Annotated in this window: 13 protein-coding genes; 8 read left to right on the plus strand and 5 right to left on the minus strand. The window is 73.4% G+C overall.

Annotation, left to right across the window (positions count from 1 at the left end; all coding sequences use genetic code 11):
• Positions 1 to 127 precede the first annotated feature (127 nt).
• The 3 genes from ABZX85_RS09325 to ABZX85_RS09335 all read left to right on the plus strand — a co-directional run bounded on the left by ABZX85_RS09325 (position 128) and on the right by ABZX85_RS09335 (position 3,617).
• Complete coding sequence (locus ABZX85_RS09325) at positions 128 to 1,345, plus strand: MFS transporter (protein WP_355864085.1); 1,218 nt, start codon at positions 128 to 130, stop codon at positions 1,343 to 1,345.
• 60 nt (positions 1,346 to 1,405) lie between these two features.
• Positions 1,406 to 1,951, plus strand: a complete 546-nt coding sequence (locus tag ABZX85_RS09330) for a hypothetical protein (RefSeq protein ID WP_355864087.1) — start codon at positions 1,406 to 1,408, stop codon at positions 1,949 to 1,951.
• A 157-nt stretch (positions 1,952 to 2,108) separates the two neighbouring features.
• A complete protein-coding gene (locus ABZX85_RS09335) occupies positions 2,109 to 3,617 on the plus strand; it encodes an alpha/beta hydrolase (RefSeq protein WP_355864089.1) in 1,509 nt (502 codons plus the stop codon).
• 21 nt (positions 3,618 to 3,638) lie between these two features.
• Here the strand turns inward: ABZX85_RS09335 and ABZX85_RS09340 are convergent, their stop codons facing one another.
• Positions 3,639 to 4,415 carry a polysaccharide deacetylase family protein gene (locus tag ABZX85_RS09340; RefSeq protein WP_355864091.1) on the minus strand — a complete coding sequence of 259 codons (777 nt, stop codon included), beginning with the start codon at positions 4,413 to 4,415 and terminating at the stop codon, positions 3,639 to 3,641.
• Between the two features lie 117 nt (positions 4,416 to 4,532).
• Here ABZX85_RS09340 and ABZX85_RS09345 point away from each other — a divergent pair, with 117 nt between their 5' ends.
• From ABZX85_RS09345 to ABZX85_RS09355, 3 genes are all read left to right on the plus strand, one after another.
• Positions 4,533 to 5,279 carry a helix-turn-helix domain-containing protein gene (locus ABZX85_RS09345; RefSeq protein ID WP_355864093.1) on the plus strand — a complete coding sequence of 249 codons (747 nt, stop codon included), beginning with the start codon at positions 4,533 to 4,535 and terminating at the stop codon, positions 5,277 to 5,279.
• A gap of 81 nt (positions 5,280 to 5,360) precedes the next feature.
• Positions 5,361 to 7,220, plus strand: coding sequence for an FAD-dependent oxidoreductase (locus ABZX85_RS09350; protein ID WP_355864095.1), 1,860 nt, complete (start codon positions 5,361 to 5,363; stop codon positions 7,218 to 7,220).
• Positions 7,217 to 8,176, plus strand: a complete 960-nt coding sequence (locus tag ABZX85_RS09355) for a hypothetical protein (RefSeq protein ID WP_355864097.1) — start codon at positions 7,217 to 7,219, stop codon at positions 8,174 to 8,176. Before ABZX85_RS09350 ends, ABZX85_RS09355 begins: the two co-directional genes overlap by 4 nt.
• A gap of 61 nt (positions 8,177 to 8,237) precedes the next feature.
• Here the strand turns inward: ABZX85_RS09355 and ABZX85_RS09360 are convergent, their stop codons facing one another.
• The 3 genes from ABZX85_RS09360 to ABZX85_RS09370 all read right to left on the minus strand — a co-directional run bounded on the left by ABZX85_RS09360 (position 8,238) and on the right by ABZX85_RS09370 (position 13,330).
• Positions 8,238 to 11,219 carry a BTAD domain-containing putative transcriptional regulator gene (locus ABZX85_RS09360; protein ID WP_355864099.1) on the minus strand — a complete coding sequence of 994 codons (2,982 nt, stop codon included), beginning with the start codon at positions 11,217 to 11,219 and terminating at the stop codon, positions 8,238 to 8,240.
• Positions 11,220 to 11,427: 208 nt separating this feature from the next.
• Positions 11,428 to 11,895 carry a helix-turn-helix domain-containing protein gene (locus ABZX85_RS09365; protein ID WP_355864101.1) on the minus strand — a complete coding sequence of 156 codons (468 nt, stop codon included), beginning with the start codon at positions 11,893 to 11,895 and terminating at the stop codon, positions 11,428 to 11,430.
• 28 nt (positions 11,896 to 11,923) lie between these two features.
• Positions 11,924 to 13,330 (minus strand): MFS transporter, encoded by a 1,407-nt coding sequence (locus ABZX85_RS09370; protein ID WP_355864103.1) that lies wholly within the window; start codon positions 13,328 to 13,330, stop codon positions 11,924 to 11,926.
• A 98-nt stretch (positions 13,331 to 13,428) separates the two neighbouring features.
• Here ABZX85_RS09370 and ABZX85_RS09375 point away from each other — a divergent pair, with 98 nt between their 5' ends.
• Positions 13,429 to 14,667 (plus strand): cytochrome P450, encoded by a 1,239-nt coding sequence (locus ABZX85_RS09375; RefSeq protein ID WP_355864105.1) that lies wholly within the window; start codon positions 13,429 to 13,431, stop codon positions 14,665 to 14,667.
• A gap of 111 nt (positions 14,668 to 14,778) precedes the next feature.
• Complete coding sequence (locus ABZX85_RS09380) at positions 14,779 to 15,816, plus strand: LacI family DNA-binding transcriptional regulator (protein ID WP_355864107.1); 1,038 nt, start codon at positions 14,779 to 14,781, stop codon at positions 15,814 to 15,816.
• Here ABZX85_RS09380 and ABZX85_RS09385 read toward each other — a convergent pair.
• The gene (locus tag ABZX85_RS09385; protein ID WP_355864109.1) at positions 15,803 to 18,079 is read right to left on the minus strand and encodes a glycoside hydrolase N-terminal domain-containing protein; all 2,277 of its coding nucleotides are present in this window, start codon (positions 18,077 to 18,079) and stop codon (positions 15,803 to 15,805) included. The genes ABZX85_RS09380 and ABZX85_RS09385 overlap by 14 nt on opposite strands.
• Positions 18,080 to 18,186: the final 107 nt, after the last annotated feature.

Raw genomic sequence — 18,186 nt, forward strand, 5'->3', positions numbered from 1 at the left:
GCGCGCGGCACCCGCGTACCCGGCCCGGACCCGGCGACCCCGGCGGGGGAGACCGGGTCCGGGCCGGGCGGACAGGGCCGCCGAGGAGAGCACCTCCGAGGAGATCACCGACAAGGAGAACACCCCCATGCCGCTTCCCGTGCTCGCGATGATGCTCTGCACCTTCTGCATCGGCACCGCCGAGAGCGTCATCGCCGGCATCCTCCCCGACATCGCCTCGGACGTCGGCGTCTCCCTCACCGCCGTCGGCATGCTGATCAGCGTGTACGCCGTCGCGGTCGTCCTCCTCGGACCGGTCGTCACGGCGGCCACGGCCCGGCTCCGCCCGAGGGTTCTGATGCCCTGCATGATGGGGGTGTTCGTCCTCGGCAACGCCCTCGCGGCGCTCGCGCCGGATTTCGGCTGGCTGGTCGTCGGCCGGGTGGTGAGCGCGCTGGTCCACTCCACGCTCATCGCCGCGTTCGTCGCGACCGCCCGCGACATGGCCCCCGCCGGGCGCCGGGCCGCCTGGGGAGCGAAGATCACGCTCGGCATCGGACTGTCCAGCGTGGCCGGCGTACCGGCCGGCACCCTGATCGGGAACGCCTTCGGCTGGCGCGCGACGTTCTGGGCGCTCGCCGCGCTGAGCCTGGCCGCCGGGGCACTGCTCACCCGGTGCGCGATCCCGGACCCCTTGCCGACGGTCGTCGCTACCGGTGCCCTCGGCGATACGGCTGGTGTCCCCGGACGGGCGCGGGCTCTGCCGGGGCCGATGCTGCTCGTCGCCCTGGTGATCGTGCTCGGTACGGGAGGGGTGTTCGCCCTCTACACCTACGCCTCCCCCTACCTCACGCGGTCCGCCGGATTCGGCCCGCAGTCCGTCACGGTCCTGCTCCTCCTCTACGGCGCCGGCGGCATCCTCGGCAACACGGCCGGCGGACGCGCGGCCGACCGCTCCCCGCGCGCGGCCGTCCTCGTCACGCTGGGCACGGCCACCGCGAGTCTGCTGCTCCTGTCCCTGCCGGTCGGCGGGCAGGGTCTCGTCGCCGGACTGTTCTGCCTGCTGGGCGCCGCCTACTTCGCCACCATCCCCGCCCTCAACACCCAGATCGTGACCGCCGCGGGCACCGCGTCGCCGACCATGGCCCTCACCGTCAACAACTCCGCCTTCTGCGTGGGCATCGCGCTCGGCAGCTGGCTCGGCGGCCTCCTCCTGGCCCACGGCCACCCCCTCCCGTCCGTCGCCACCGCGGGCGCGGCACTGACCACCGCGGCCCTGCTGCTCGCCCTGGTCGCCGGGAGACGCGTGCGGGACACGACCGGGACACCCGAACCGGCGCCACCGAAGGCGACCAGCGCCACCTGACGGCGAACGCCTGTTCAGGGAACCTGTGTTGGCCAAGGCCGAAGCCAGTAGGTTCACGCCATGAGCGACGACGACGAATACCTGGAGAAGAGTTCGGCTGCCGCACGGATGGGGACGGCGGCCGAGTACCTGGTCGCGGCTTCCGCCATCCTCGCCACGGGCGGGGAGCTGAACGTCTCCACCTCGCTCGTGGACGACGAAGGGGTGGACCTCGTGTTCCACCGGCGTGGGAGTTCCGCGACCCTGGCCGTGCAGGTCAAGGCCAGGATGTCCACCGGGACACAGGTCGGGCAGGGCAAGGTGATGGCGTTCGTGCGGTCGCAGACGTTCCAGCCGCGGCCCGGCCTGGACATGCTGTTCGTCGCCGTGGACGTCGAACGGGGGGCGGTCATGACGGCGTGGCTGATACCGAGTGCCGTGTTCCAGGAGATGGTGACGGAGCCGAACAGCCAGGGGCGGTTCCGGTTCTCCGCGTCCATGAAGCCGGGCTCGAAGGACCGGTGGACCCCCTTCCGGCTGGAGCCGGATGAGCTGCCCAAGCGCATCCTGACGCGACTCGCGGAACTGGAGAGGCCGTCCGGACCCGGCGGAGCGACATCCGGGTAGGACTCTGGCCGTGTGCGGTGGAGGAGGGGGTGGGACCGGTGCCGGGGTGGCACTGGTGCCACCCCCAAGACGGAGGGCAGCGTGATCGATCCGGGGGGTGTCCGGGGGCGAGCATCGGAGCAGGTGCCGCGCGCGGGCGTGGCGGTGAGGGGATGCGATGTCCAGGTACGCGAGGTTCGTGTGGTCGGTGGCCGCGGCGGTGGTGGTGACGGCGGCGGTGCCGGTGGCCGCGCGGGCGGGGGACGGTGTGGGGCGTTACGAGGCGCAGGAGTTGGTGTGGGGGCCGTGCGATCAGGAGGGGGCGTTGGAGTGCGCGAGCATGACCGTGCCGCGTGACTGGCGGCATCCTGGGGTGGGGGCGGATCTCACCGTCGAGGTGTCCCGGCATCGGGCGGCCGATCCGGCGAAGCGGCGGGGGGTGCTGATGATGGCCGCCGGGGGGCCGGGGGCTTCGGGGCTGGGCCGGCCCGCCGGGTTCGTGGCGGCGTCGCCCGAGGTGGGGGCCGTCTACGACGTGGTGAGTTTCGATCAGCGGGGGGTCGGGGCGAGTTCGCGGGCCGTGTGCCAGACCGATGACCAGTTCCGGGACTTCTACGCCGGTGACTTCCGTGACCGGTCGCCGGGCGCGCTGCGCGGGGTCGTCGAGCGGTCGCGGGAGTTCGTGCGGGGGTGTCTGGCGGGCGGCGATCTGGTCCGGTACCTCGACACCGACCAGGCCGTCCACGACATGGACCTGTTCCGTGAGCTGCTCGGCGTACGGAAGATCTCGTACTACGGCCCCTCGTACGCCACTTGGCTCGGCGCCTACTACGCGACGGAGTTCCCGCAGCACGTCGAACGCGCCGTGCTGGACAGCAACCTGGCGTTCGACGGGAGCTGGGAGCAGGCCGAGCTGGGGCAGCCGATGAGCTTCCAGCGGCGTTTCGAGCAGGACTTCCTGCCGTGGATCGCGAAGTACGACTCCGTCTACCACTACGGGGGTACGGCGGCCGGGGCGAAGGCCACGTGGGAGGCGAGGCGGGCCGCCCTGCGCGAACGGCCCCTCACCGTCGGTTCGTCGACGATCGGCCCCAACCAGTTGGACAACGCCACCATCCAGGGCATGTACAACGCCGGCCTCTGGCCCTCCCTGGCGTCCGTCCTCGCCTCCCTCGAACACTGGGACACCACGACAGCGGCCGAACGGCAGCGGGCCGCCAAGACCTTCGCGAACTACCTTTCCCCCGGCTTCAACGCCGTCTATTTCCCGGTCACGTGCAACGACACCCCCTGGAACCGAGACCTGGGCCACTGGGTACGGCAGAGCGCCGCCGACACCGAGAAGTACCCCCTCCTCGGCGCGCGGGAACTCGCGTACGCGTCGGTCTGCGCGTTCTGGCCGGCGTCGGACGCCCCGCACGTCAAGGTCACCGGCAAGGGCCTGCCGCCCACGCTGATGCTCAACTCCGTGCACGATCCGGCCACTTATTACGAGGGTGCGCTGCGGGCGCATCGTGCGCTGAAGGGGTCCCGGCTGGTCACGGTCGCCGGGGGCGGCGACCATGGGCAGTACCAGAACGGGAACGCGTGCGTGGACTCGGTCGTCGACGCCTATCTGGTCGAGGGGAAGGTGCCGGCGCATGACCTGGAGTGCGCCGCCAACTCCCTGCCGGTGCCGACGAGTTGAGCAACTCCCTTGCCCGGGGCGTCACTTGTAGATCTTGCCGGACTCGGCCTCGGCCGGGGCGAGCAGCTGGGAGACCGTCACGAAGGTGTAGCCCCGCTCCCTGAGGACCTTCAGGATGCCGGGCATCGCCGGGACGGTGCCCTTGTGGAGGGGGTGGAGCAGGACGACGCCGTCCCGGTCGGCGCCCGCGAGGACGCGCTCGGTGATCAGGGCGGTGTCGTCCGTCTCGTAGTCCTTCGCGGTCACCGTCCACAGGACCTGCGCCATGCCGAGTTCCTCGCAGATCCCGGAGACGCGGTCGTCGGTGCGGCCCTGGGGCGGGCGCATCAGGGTCGGTTCGGTGCCGGTGAGGCCCGCGATCGCCTGTGTCGTACGGCGGAGTTCGTCGCGGATCTGGGTGTCGGAGGCGTCGGTCAGGACCGCGTGCGTCCAGGTGTGGTTCCCGATCTCGTGGCCCTCCGCGGCGATCCGCCGGACCACCTGGGGGAACTCGTGGATGCGGCGGCCCTCCAGGAAGAAGGTGGACGGCGCCTCGTACTCCTTGAGGAGGTCCATCAGCCGGTCGGTGGGTTCGCCCGGGTTGCCGTCGAAGGTCAGGGCGATGCACTTGGCCCGCCGGCAGTCCACCTCCACCGACCGCACGCCCGCTTTCGATCCGGCCCTGTCCCGTTCCTCGCGCGGAGACAGCGTCTCCATCCTGTGCGCCTGGACGATCATGACGACGGTCACCGTCACCGCCGCCACCACGGACAGGGCCAGAAGTATGAGCAGCCGGGTCTTTCTCCTGAGGATCTTCACCCCAGGGAGAAGAAATCGGCACAGGAAGGGTTGCCCGACGCCCCGGATAGTGACCCAGGCCACGTACTGACCCGACGCCGAGAAATCCGGCCGGGGCCCGCTGGCTAGCCTGTCTCAATGACAGAACGCCCCTCTTTCGGCACGCAGTTGACGAGCCTGCTGTCCCGAAGAAGCCTCACCGCAAAGGAGTTGGCCGAACGCACCGGCCTGAACGCGGCCGACATCCGGACGGTGCTCGCGGGGCGCCACCCCACGGAACCCCACCTACGCCGCCTCGCCCCCGCCCTGGGCCTCCACACCGTCGACCTCTTCATCCTCGCCGGCCGCCCGGTCCCACCGGACCTGGCCCCCCTGGACGCGGCAGCCGCGCGCTGGGCGGCCAGAACGGTCACGGACACGGCCCACCTACCCGCACCGGCCCGCCGCCGACTCCTGGAGCTGACCCGCTCCCTCCCGCAGGAGGAACGCCGTTCCCCCTTCGTCCTCAACCCGCCCGGCCCCCTCCCCGACACCCCCGGCGCCAAGGCCGTCACCATGCTCCGCCACCGCAACCTGACCTGGACGGGCATGGCCCGGGCCCTCGCGTGCGTGACTCCCACCTACCTCTCCGCCTCCACCTACGGCATCATCGCCGACAACCGCAAGGACCTGACCCCACGCCTGGTGACCGACTTCGCCGCGCTGCTGGCGGTCGACCCCCGCGAACTCGCCCTGTTCACGGACGTTTCCCTGGACGAGGTGCCGCAGCCTCCCTCCCCGGTGGTGGCGGACGTCGCGCTGCTGCTCTGGGAGATGCGTCGGCTCTCCGCCGGGCAGGCTCGGCGTGTCTGTGATGTGGGTCACTCTTTGCTGTCCTCTCGGTAAGTATTGAAGTTTCAAGATCTACGGTCGAGATCCCCCACACGTCCGGCGCCCCCGTCGCCGGACACGACAAGAGGATCGCCCGTGGACACCCCCCACACCTCTCCGTCCCTCCCCCCACCCCCCGTCGCCGACGTCGCCGTGGTCGGTGCCGGGATCGTCGGGCTCGCCAACGCCCTGCAACTCGCCAAGCGGGGACTGCGGGTGACGTTGTTGGACAACGTCCGTGATCAGCGGCGCAGTTACAAGGTCGGGGAGTCGTTCCTCGTCTTCACCAGCGCGTTCCTGCGTACCGTCGGCGGACTGGACGACTTCGTCAGCAACGAGTCGTTCATCAAGCTGGGCGTCTGGTTCACGAGCGGCGCCGAACACCGCGAGGACTTCCGGGGCACGACGGAGTGGGCCGTGAACGCCGATCCGCATCCGCCGCACTACCTGTACGACGAGGCGCCCGACAAGAAATGGTTCCGCTGCATGTTCCTGGACATGCAGATCGTCAGGCCCGAGGCGGAGGACGTGATGCGCGCCGCCGCGCACGCCCACCCGGGCATCACCTTCCTCGACGCGGCCCGCGTACGGGAACTGCACATCGCGGACGCCGGCTCCACCGACCCGCACCGCCTGGAGTGGAGCGAGTCCGGCCCGGACGCCGCCACCGGCACCACCCTCGCCCGCTGGATCATCGACTGCTCCGGCCGCAACCGCCTCCTGGCCCGCAAGTTCGACCACGCGGCGGAGAACCGCGAGGACGACGACGGCTTCCGCACGACCGCCGTGTGGGCCCAGTTCAAGGACGTCGGCGACGAACACTTCGACGAACGCTGGACCCATCACACCGAGGACGGCCGCACCACCCCGCGCGACCTGTACACCGTCCACCTCTGGGGCGAGGGCTACTGGATCTGGGTGATCCGCCTCTCCCAGGACCGCATCAGCGTCGGCGCCACCTTCGACCGGCGCAACCCCCCGCCGGGCGACACCCCGCGCGAACAGTTCTGGAACCTCGTCCGCCGCTACCCCGTGCTCGACGGCGTCGTCGACGAGGAACGCCTCCTGGAGTTCCGGACCTTCCGCAACGCCCAGCACTGGACCGACACCTTCGCGAGCGAACGCCGGTACGCGATGGCCGGTGACGCGGCGAGCATCATCGACGCCTACTACAGCCAGGGCATCGCGCTGGCCCTCGTGACGAGCTGGCATCTCGCCAACCTGGTGCAGCGCGACGTCCAGGAGGGCCGGCTGGACCTGCCGTACATCGAGCGCATCAACCGGGCCACCCGCCAGGACTGGCACATGCTGCGCAACATGGTGCGCGAGAAGTACACGCCCGCCGTCGAGGACCCCCGCTTCTTCCTGCTGTCGCACATCCTCGACATGCTCGTCTTCTGGGGGATGGGCCGCACCCGCGCCCGGCTCACCGACTGGCTGGTGCGCACCGAGGGGGACACCTCCCTGGAGACCCCGGAACTGCACCGGACCCGCACCCGCCTGGAGTCCGAGCTGTTCTACTCCCGCTCCCCGTACTGGGCGTTCCTGTCCCCGGAGACCGTCCAGCGCCTCCAGCGCACCCTCCAGTCCCGGCTCGCCGAACGCGCGCGCTGGCGTGTGGCGAGCGGGGTCCGCCCGCCGACCCTCACGAGCCTCCTCAGCGTCACCGCCCCGCTCCCGAAGGTGTGGCGCCTGCCCTTCGCCCGCCGGGACGGACACGTCGACGTCAGCGCCCGCGACTTCGTACAGCCCGCCGGTCAACGGCCCCCGGGCACCGCGAACTGGTTCGACCGGCTCCCCGTCTCCGTCAACACCCGCCTCGACTGGGTCCTGAGGCTGCGCCCGCTCGGCCTGATGGCCGCCTTCGCCACCGCCTACGCCTGGGACGGCGCCGACACCGCCCTGCGCCGAGCCCGCGCCCGCCGCCGCACCACCTTCCGCAAGGACGGCCGATGAGCACGACACCGAAACGCCGCCCGCAAGCCGTCTACCTCAGCCTCGGCACCCCCCACCGGGAGTACCCCGGCGTCGCCGAGGCCCTCGCCGACCGTGGCATCGACGCCCGCATGGTCCACCTCGACGACGTGGACGACGTCGACTGGACGGCCGTCGACCTGGTCAACGTCCGTATGTGCCGCGGCTATCACACCCGCCCCGACTTCCTCCCCCTGCTGGAGAAGCTCCACGTCAGGCTCCAGGAACAGGAACGCGGCCCGGTCCCCCTCCTCAACCATCTCCCCCTGCTGCGGGACGCCGTCGACAAGAGCCGCTACCTGCCCGCCCTCGCCGAGGAGGGCATCGGCCTCATCCCCACCCGCTGGCTCCCCCGGGGAAGCGACCTGCGGGTGGCGGACCTGATGGACGACACCGGCTGGGACGACGTCGTCGTCAAACCCACCGTCTCCGCGGGCTCCTGGCGGACCGTCAGGATCTCCCGCACCGGCCCCAGCACCTCCGACAGCCACTTCGTCCTCGGCACCGAGGCGCCCTGGGAGGACGAGGTGCGCGACCTCCTCGCCCGCCAGGACCTGATGGCGCAGCGCTTCCTGCCGGCCGTCCTGGACCAGGGGGAGCTGTCCCTCGTCTTTCTCGGCGGCCGGGTCAGCCACGCCGTCCGCAAGACCGTCGGGGACGGCGGCGGCTGGTGGGCCCACGAGCGGCTCGGCGGGGTCAACCACGCCGTGGCGGCGACCGACGAGGAACTCGCCTGGGGGCACGCCGTGCACCGGGCCCTCGAACGCCGCTACGGGCCCCTGCGCTTCGGCCGCTTCGACGCGATCCGCGACGAGAGCGGCGAGCTGCGGCTCCTGGAGTGCGAACTCGCCATCCCCCGGCTGCTGTTGCCCGAGAGCGGGGCCTTCGCCGCCTACGCCGGAACCATCGCCGCCGCACTGCACACCGCCACCTCATGACCGCCGCCGGTCAGCCGCCCCGTCCGCCGCTCGCGCCGGTCACCACCCGCCGCCCGGAGAGTCAGGTCGTCCGTACCCTCTCCGCCTCCTCCCGGGCGCGTGCCGCCGCGAGAGTGTCGCCGGACAGGGTATGGGCCTCGGCCAGGGTGTCGAGGCCGGTCGCCAGCCACCGGCTGGAGCCGATGCGCCGCCAGAGACCGACGGCGGCCTCGGCGCGGCGGCGGGCGTGGGCCGCCCGGCCGACCGCGAGGTGGGCCTCGGCGAGGGCGTACAGGGTCGCGGCCTCGCCCCACAGGTTGCCGAACTCCCGGTAGGTCCACAGGCTCCGGGCCAGCAGCCGGCGGCCCTCGACGTGCTCGCCCCGGCGGACCAGGACGTCACCGAGCCAGCAGGTGGCGTGGGTGGCGCCGAGCCGGTCCCCGAGGTCGGCGCTGATCGCGGCGGCCCGCCGGTAGGCGTCCACGGCGGCCGGATAGTCGGCGAGCGCCCGATGGCTCTGGCCGAGGCACCGCAGGGCCCGCGCCTGTCCGGGCCGGTAGCCCGCGGCCCGGCTGACCCGCAGCGACTCCGTGAACCGCGCGACGGCGGCCTCGACCCGGCCCTGCTCCAGATCGATGACGCCGAGGCCGTTGACCGCGTAGGCGAGACAGTTGACGTTGCCCGTCGACCCGGCGAGCGCGGCGGCCTCCTCGAAGTACCGGATCGCGGTGGGGTGGTGGCCGAGGAGCCGGTGCACATAGGCCAGCCCGGCCGTCGCGCTGTCCCGGTACGCGGGACCCGCACCCTCGGTGAGCAGCAGCGCCCGCTCGAAGTGGCGCACCGCCTCCGGGTAGCGGTCGAGGATGGTGGTCAGTTCACCGAGGCAGCGGTGGACCTTCGCCGCGCTGTGCGGGTCGCCGTCGCGCAGCGCCGCCGCCAGCGCCCGGTTCTGGAGCCGCTCCCAGTCGTCGAAGTGGCTGCCGACCTCGAACAGCGTCGTCAGGGCGGTGGCCAGCCCGACGGCCGCGGCGACCCCCTCCGTGCCGGACAGCGCCTGCTCGGCGACGGCGATGAGGAACTGGCGTTCGTCGGTGAACCAGGCCAGCGGATCGGCGAGCAGCTGAGCGGTGTCGGCGCCGGGCGGGCGCCAGGAGGCGGGGTCCTGCCGCGCACTGCCCTGGAAGTCGACACTGAGGGCGTCCGCGGCCCGGTCCGCGAGGTGCAGGCTCGCCCCGAGGAGCCGGGCGAGGGCGTCCGCGCGGTCCCCCTCCGGAACGTCCTGCTCCGCCCGCTCCCTGCCGAACAGCCTTACCAGATCGTGGAGTTGGTAACGGATACCGGTGGTGTCCCGCACGACCTGCACCAGGTGCACCTCGACCAGGTCGTCCAGGACGGACTCCGCCCCGGCCAGGTCCCCGTCCAGCAGCGCGGCCAGCGCCCAGGCGGCGAAGCCCGGTCCGGGCAGCAGCGCGACCATCCGCAGCGCGTGCCGCGTCGCCGCCGTCATCTGCTGGTAGGTCAGTTCGAGACTGGCGCGTACGGCGATGTGGCCGACGGCCAGCTCGTCCAGCTTGCGCTGCTCGTCGGCGAGCGCGCGGGCCACCTTCGCGAGCGGCCAGTGCGGGCGGGCGGCCAGCCGCGCGCCGGCCACCCACACCGCCAGCGGCAGCCCGCCGCAGGTCTCCACGATGGACCGCGCCGACCCGGACTCGGCGTCGGCGCGTTCCCGGCCCAGCATCTCGCGGAGCAGATCGAGGCCCGTCGCGGGCGCCAGGACACCCAACGGGAGCCGGTGGCCGCCGAGTTCGGCCATGGTCGTCCGGCTGGTGACGATCGTCGCGCAGCGTACGCCGCTGGGCAGGAGGTCGCTCACCTGCCGGGCACCGGCCGCGTTGTCCAGGACGACGAGCGTCCGCCGCCCCGCCAGCAGGGTGCGGTAGAGGTGGACCCGGCCCGTCAGCTCGCCGGGCACGGTGCCGCCGGGGACACCGAGCGCGCGCAGGAAGGTCCCGAGGACGGTGAACGGCTCGGCCGGCTCGTCGCCGAAGCCCCGCAGATCCGCGTGGAGCTGGCCGTCCGGGAAACGGGCGGCGAGCGAGTGCCCCGTCCGTACGGCGAACGCGGTCTTGCCGACGCCGGCGGGCCCGGTGACCAGCAGCGTCACCGGGCCGGGCCGTTCCTCGCCGAGCAGCCGGCCGGCCTCCCGCGCCTCCGTCTCCCGGCCGACGAACAGCGGCAGGTCCGCCGGGAGGAGCCGGGGCACCAACGGGCGTGCCGCCGCGCTGTTCTTCTCGGCCGCCCGTACCGGAGCGGGCGGGGCGACGGCCGGTTCCGGGTCTCCGGCCAGGATGCGTTCGTACAGGTGCCGCAGCGCCCCGCCGGGGTCGACGCCCAGTTCCTCGGCGAGACGGTGACGGGCCCGGTCGTACACGTCCAGGGCCTCGGCCTGGCGTCCGCACCGGTACAGGGCGAGGATCAGCTGTCCGATCACCCGTTCGTCGAGGGGACGGGCCTCGGCGCGGTCGGCCAGTTCGCTCACGATCTCCTCGTGCCGCGCGAGGCGCAGCCGGACGTCGGCCAGCTCCAGCTGGGCGGCCAGCCGCTCGCCGTCCAGGAGGTGGCGCTGCGCGTTGAACCACGGGGTGTCCACCCCGGTGAACGGGCTGCCCCGCCACAGGGCCAGGGCCTCCCGCCACAGCGCCTCCGCCTGTGCGTCGTCCGCCGCCTTGCGGGCCCGGGCCGCCAGGTCGCGGAAGCGGTGCGCGTCCACCGCCGAGGGGTCCACCGCCAGCCGGTAGCCGCCGCCGCGCTGCCACGCGAGGGCCGTGCCGTCGGCCGCCAGCTCCCGCCGCAGCCGGGAGACGTACCCGTACAGCTTGCGCCGCCCGTACTCCGGTTCCGCCGCTCCCCACACCCGGTCCACCAGCGCGTCCGCCGGCACCGTCCGGTCCGCGTCGACGAGCAGTGCTGCCAGCACCCGCCGCTGCATAGCGTGCCCCACGTCGACCGGCTCCCCGTCCCGCCGTACCTCGACGGCCCCCAGGATTCCGAAGCGCGTGACCATCCCACCCCCTGCGCGAACCGACCCCCCTGGCCCACCCTGGGCGTCACCGACCCCTGCTTCCAGACGGATTCAAGCTTTTCCGAAGCTTTTCCGACACGGGCCGCGCGACGGTGGACCGTGCCTCCTCAGGAGTGCGGGAGGGGGGCCGTCGGTCGCCGGCGGCACAGGGGAACGCCGGAGCCGACGGCTCGCCCTCCCGCGCGCGGGGTCACGACGGGCGCACGCGCAGCCCCGTCTCGGGGACGTCCGAGCCGTCGGGCAGGCAGACGCGGACGTGTACGGGGGCGCCGCTCGCGTCGTCCACCACGTGCAGCGGGCCGTCGTCCTCCTGGAGGTACCGGTCGCCCCACTGCATGAGGCCGAGGACGACGGGCAGCAGGGCGTGGCCCATCTCGGTGAGCTGGTACTCGAACCGGGTGCGGCTGCCGGGGGTTTGATAGGGGTGTTTCTCGAACACGCCCGCCTCGACGAGCTCCTTGAGGCGGGCCGAGGCGACCGCGTCGGTGATGCCGACGCGGCCGGCGAAGTCGTGGAACCGGGTCGTCCCGTAGAACGCCTCGCGCAGCAGGAGCATCGCGGAGCGGGTTCCGACGACGGTGAGGGCGAGGTCGACCGAGCAGCGGGTGGCCCGCCAGGAGTCACGGTCGGCGAGCGGGCCGTCCAGCTTCATCGACATGGGTCAAGGGTATCGGCGGGCGCCCGGCTCACGGCGTCGCTCCGAGGACGTCCGCGGAGCCGCGCCGGGCCGCGACCGCCACCGCGAAGGCCGCGCTGACCAGGGCCGCGCCGGCGAGGAAGAGCCAGCCGTGGCGGAACGCCCCGAGATCCGGCGCCGGTCCGAGGACCGCGACCAGGATCGCGGTGCCCAGCGCCGAGCCGAGCTGCCGGGAGGTGTTGAGCATGGAGGAGCCGGCCCCCCAGCGGGCGGGCGGCAGCACCAGCCCCACGACCCCGGTCAGGCTCGACATGACCAGCGCGACCCCGGCCCCGGTGAGGAGCTGGCCGGGCAGCAGGGCGCCCGCGTAGTCCGGTGTGGCCCCGAGGCGCAGCAGCCAGACCAGGGAGCCGGCGAGGAAGAGGAGGCTGCCGAGCGCGGCCACCGGCCCGGGACCGAGGCGGGCGACCAGTGGACCGCAGACGGTGAGGGAGAGCAGGACGACCATCAGCGGCCCGGGGGTCAGCGCGAACCCGGCGGCCAGTGCGGAGTCGTGCCACAGCCCCGTCAGGAACAGGACGTTCCCGAAGAGCATGCTCCCGAAGGCCGTGGAGAACACCAGCATCGCCAGACAGGACAGCCAGAACGTCGGCACCCGCAGCGCGGCCAGGTCCAGGAGCGGCACGGGATGCCGGGCCGAGCGGCGCACCACCCAGAACAGGCCGGCCGCGCCGACCCCGAACCCGGTCAGGACGGGCGCGCCGCCCCAGCCGTGGTCGTGCGCCGAGACCAGCGCCCACACCGCCGCCCCGACGCCGGTGACCAGGCCGACCGCGCCGAGCAGGTCCGGGACCCCGGAGGAGGCGTCCCGGCTCTCCGTCAGCACCCGCCGCCCGAAGGCCAGGGCGAGCAGGCCGAGGGGCACGTTCACCAGGAACACCAGCCGCCAGGACAGCTCGACGAGCAGCCCGCCCAGCGGGGGGCCGAGCGCGGCGGCGGCCCCGCCGACTCCGGCCCAGACACTCACCGCGCGCGCCCGCCGCTCGGGCGGGAACGCGGCCAGCAGGAGGGCGAGCGCGGTCGGCGTGACCAGCGCGCCGCCGACGGCCTGGAGCGCCCGGAACGCGATCAGCGCCTCGATCGACGGGGCGAGGGCGCAGGCCGTCGAGCCGATCGTGAAGACGGCGACGCCGGCCAGGAAGACGAGCCGGCGGCCGTAGCGGTCGGCGAGGCGCCCGGCCGGGGCGAGGAGCGCGGCGAACGCGACGGTGTAGGCGTTCAGGGTCCAGGACAGGGTCGCCAGGCCCGTACCGGGATAGGTCTCGCGGATGGCCGGAAAGGCGATGTTGACGATGAACAGGTCCAGGCTCACCAGGAAGGTCGCCGCGGAGACTATGAGCAGGACCACGGCGGGCCGCCGGCCCGCTCGCACCGGGGTGGCGATGTCGGCCGTCATGACACCTCTCGTGACCGCGAGGGCTGGCTATGGGGAACCATGGCCAGATGGCATGCTCACTATAGCTAACAGAAGTCAGCTACCGGGAAGAGGCCCCCATGACCGCCGGACGTCTTCACGACCACCCCCACCCCGTCCTCCTCGACCCCCGAGGCGCCGACCTGCCCGGACAGGCCGCCCGCCTGCGCGCACTCGGCGACGTCGCCGCCGTCGAACTCCTCGGCGGCATCCGCGCCTGGCTGCCCACCGCGCAGCACGTCCTGGAACCGCTGCTCACCGACCCCCGCGTCAGCCGCGACGCCCGCCGCCACTGGGACGACCTCAACAGCGGCTGGCTCGCCGGCCACCCCGACGCCCACTGGATGTACGGACTCCTCGCCGACAACATGTTCTGGGCCCACGGCCCCGACCACACCCGGCTCCGCAGACTCGTCGCCCCCGCCTTCACCGCCCGCCGGATCAAGGCCCTGCAACCCTCCCTCGACCGCCTCGTCACCGGCCTCCTCGACCGGCTCGCCGCCCACCCGCCCGGCGAACCCGTCGACCTGCGCACCGCCTTCACCGGACCGCTGCCGCTCGCCGTGATCTGCGAGATGTTCGACGTGCACGGCGAAGGCGCCGCCGCCGTCAAGCACTTCACCGACATCGCGCTGACCGCCCCCGACTCCCAGGAGGGCGCCGCCGCGCTCGCCGCCTGCCGGGCCGCCTTCGCCGACGTCCTCACCCACAAGCGGGCCCACCCCGGCACCGACCTCACCACCGCGCTCCTCCAGGCGCGGGACGACGGCGACACCCTCACCGACGACGAGATCATCGACACGATGGCCCTCGTCCTCGGCGCCGGCCTCGAAACGACCGTCCACCTCATCGGCAACGCCGTCGTCGCCCTGCTGCGCGACCCCGGACAGCTCGCCCTCGCCCTCGACGGGCGCGTCCCCTGGGAGACCGTCGTCGAGGAGACCCTGCGCTTCGCCCCCGCCGCCCCGCTCAGCCCCCTGCGGTTCGCCGTGGAGGACCTCACCGTCGGCGGCGTCACCATCCGGGCCGGGGAAGCGATCCTCGCCGCGTTCGGGTTCTTCGCCTGGGACCCCGCCGGGCACGGGCCCACCGCCGACCGGTTCGACATCACCCGGCCCACACCCATCCGGCACATGGCGTTCGGCCACGGCGCCCACCACTGCCTCGGCGCGCCCCTCGCCCGCGCCGAGGCGCTCACCGCACTGCCGGCCCTCTTCGCCCGCTTCCCCCGGCTCGCCCTCGTCGAGGACCAGCCCTTCGACCACGTCCCGTCGTTCCTCGTCCACGGCTTCCGCGAGATCCAGGTGGTGCTGGGCTGACCGGCCCACGGCCTCCGGTACAGGGGCGGGGCATGACGCCCTTGCCCCTGTACGTCCCGTCCCGTTACGTTGCGGCGAGCACCGGGGGACGGTACGAGGCGAGGCACACGGGTGACGGTTCGAGACGGCGGGTACGCGAACGCGCAGTACGGTCTGCTGACGGCCATCGCGGCGGAGGCGGGCCTGTCCCTCAGCACGGTGTCGAAGGTGGTGCACCGGCGGCCCGACGTGGGCGCGCGGACCCGGGAACGGGTCGAGGAACTGCTGACCCGGCACGGATACGTCCGCCCCGGGGAGCGACGCTCCGCAGCGCCGAGCCAGATCATCGCCGTGTTCCGGGACCTCGCCGGCCCGTACACCCTGGAGGTGGTCCGGGGCATCGTGAACGCGGCCGACGAACGGGGCGTCGACGTCGTGACCGGGACGACCGGCCACCGCTCGATCGCGCAGTGGCTGGCGGAGTGCGCCGCGCTGGACGCGACCGGACTGATCATCGTGATCTCGATGCTGTCCGAGGACGACCAGCGCAGGATCGTCGAACAGCGCCTCCCGGTCGTGCTCGTCGACCCGCTGAGCGCGCCCCGCCACGGCATCCCGAGCATCGGCGTCACCAACCGCAGCGGCGCCGAGGACGCCGTACGGCATCTGCTGGGCCTCGGCCACGTCCGGATCGGCATGGTCGCGGGCCGCTCCCACTCGCTCGCCGGGGCGGCCCGGCTGCACGGCTACCGCGCCGCCCTGGAGGAGGCGGGCATCGCCTACGACCCGGCGCTCGTGCGCTCCACCGACTTCGACTTCGAGGAGGCGCTGCGGGCCTGCCGGCAGCTGCTGCGCGGCGACGACCCGCCCACGGCCGTCTTCGCGGCGAGCGACGCGCAGGCCCTCGGCGTGCTGGAGGCCGCCCGGCAGCACGGGCTCGGCGTCCCCGACGACCTGGCCGTGATGTCCTTCGACGACACCCTCGTCGCCGCCATGTCCTGCCCGCCGCTCAGCGCGGTGCGCCAGCCCTTCGAGGAACTGGGCCGGGAGGCGACCAGGGTGCTCGTCGACCTCGCGGCGGGCCGGCCGCCCGCGTCCCCCCGGATCGAGCTGGCCACCGAACTCGTCCTGCGCACCTCGACGTCGGTGCCCCGCGTCACGGCCGGCTGAGCAGCGCCACCGTCACCTCGGCCGGGACCCCCGCCGCCAGCGACACCGTCCGGCGCGGCTCGGCGGCACCGGCGCACACCACGACGACCTCCCGGGCGCGCGGCGAGCTGAGGACGACGTGCACGACCCCCGCCGGCACGTCCCAGCCCAGCTCGTCCACCCGCACCCCGGCGAGCGTCATGACACCGCGCAGCGTCCCGCGCGGCCACTCCGGCGGCAGCGCGGGCAGCAGCTCGACGAGCCCCGGCCGCGAGCCCACCAGCAGTTCGGTGAAGACGGCCGGGAGACAGTGCGCGGCGTCCGCGTTGTACGTCTCCCGACCCGGGTTGTGCGAGGTCATCAGCGAGCGGAAGACCATGTCCCGGCCCAGGACCTTCAGGACGTTCGCCCGCGCCGTCGCCCCGTCCCGCAGACGGGCGGCGACCAGCGCGCGGTGCAGGCTGCCGTGCGCCGACAGGTTCTCGTCCCCGCGCCGCAGCAGCGCCTCGCGGGCGGCGGCGGCCAGCGCGGGAGTGCCGTCCGGGGTGATGTCGTGCAGCGGCCACACCGGATGGAGGTGGCTGACGTGCCGGTGGTCGTCGGCCGTCTCCAGACCCGGCCACGCCCACTCGGCCAGCGCGCCCCGGTCGTCGACGCGGTACGGCGGCAGGCGGTCGGCCAGCGCGCGCCAGCGGGCGGCCGGGCCGGGACCGGTGCCGAGGTGGGCGCAGACGTCGGCGGCGGCGGTGAGGGCGTGCCGGGCGGCGGCGACGTCCATCGTGGCGTTCACCCCGGACATCCCGCGCCCGCCCTTCGGGCCGACCTCGGGGGAGTAGGACGGGACGAGGACCAGGTGCCCGTCCCCGTCCTCGCGGGTGAGGAAGTCCTCGAAGAAGAGCGCCGCCTCGACGAGCCAGGGAGCGAGCGTCCCGGCGAGGAACTCGTCGTCCCCGGTGGCCTGCCAGTACTCGTACAGCGGCAGCAGCAGCCAGTCCGCGCCGGCCGTCCACATCGCCCAGGGCCAGTCGTCGTCCAGGTGGAAGAGGAGTCCGTGCTCCCCGTCGGTCCGGCTCGGCGCCAGGACGCCCCGGACGCCGTAGACCGTGCGGGCGTTGGTGCGCCAGTCGTCGAGCTGGGCGGCGATCCACGCGGCGTACGGCCGGATCAGCTCGGGCATGCCGGTCAGGACCGTCGCGGCCGTCTGGAGGTTGACGTTCGCGTCGGTGGTGAAGTCACCGGACCAGGCCGCCCCCCACGCCCCGAGCCACACACCCGTCAGCCTCGGCGGCAGCACCCCCGTCGAGCTGAGCAGGAAGTACCGGCCGGAGTGGAACAGGGCCTCGGCGAGCGCGGCGTCCAGGGTCCCGGTGTCCGCGCGGGCGAGCAGGTCGGCCACGGGGAGGTCGCGGGCCTGCGGCGCGGCGCACAGGTCGAGTTCGGCGCGGCCGTACAGCCCGGCGTGCAGAGGGATGTGGCGGGCGAGCAGCTCGTCGTAGTCGGCCGGCAGGCCGGACAGCGCCGCGTGGAGCGTGCCGGCGCGGGGGAGGGGCGACGCGCGGTCCATGCGGGTCAGCAGGACGACGCGGGCCGCGCCCTCGACGCGTGCCGTGTCTCCGTCCACGGTGACCCGGCCGCCCGTGACGACGGCCCGCGTCACCCCGGCGAACCCGGCCGCCCCGAGGCCGGGCGGATACGTCCCCACCGCGGCCAGGCACACCTCGCCGTCCCCCGTGACCTGCGCGGACGTCGTGAACGTGACGTCGTCCGGGCGGCCCGGCAGCTCGCCCGAGAGCCGTACGGACAGGGTGAGGCCGGGGCCCGAGACCTCGACGGCCGCGACGGCGTCGGCGCGGGACACGAACGCCCGCCGCATCCGCTCCCGCCCGTCCTCGGACCAGGTGACACGGACCTCGCCGGACGTGAAGTCGGTGACCCGGCGGTACGACTCGACGGGGCGTCCGCCCGGCGGGGTGTCGAGGTGCAGGACGTGCCCGGGGTGGAACGGCTGGGTCCAGGCCAGCGCCCGGCCGTCGCAGAAGAGGCGCTGCGCCCGCTCCGGCTCCCCGGCCAGGAGCAGGTCCCGCACCTCTTCGAGGCGGTCCGCGACGGCGGGCGGCTTCATGCCGAGGGAGCCGTTGGGAAGGACGTAGCGGTGGTGGTTGTGGACGATCCGCTCCCGGTGCGGATCGCCGGACACCATGATCCCGTACTCGCCGTTGCCGGAGAGGAACGCGTCCTCCCAGCGTGCGGCGGGACGTGTGTCGTGGACGCTGTGCACCGGCATTCCCGGCCTCCAGGAAGGTGCTGCTCGGACAAGGTGCGGGGAGCCTACAAGGGTTGTCCGCGCCGCCCGCGAAAGTCTTTCGGAACTCGTCGGCCACCGGCTGTTGC

Source organism: Streptomyces sp. NPDC004539 (assembly GCF_040610055.1).
Taxonomy (GTDB): domain Bacteria; phylum Actinomycetota; class Actinomycetes; order Streptomycetales; family Streptomycetaceae; genus Streptomyces.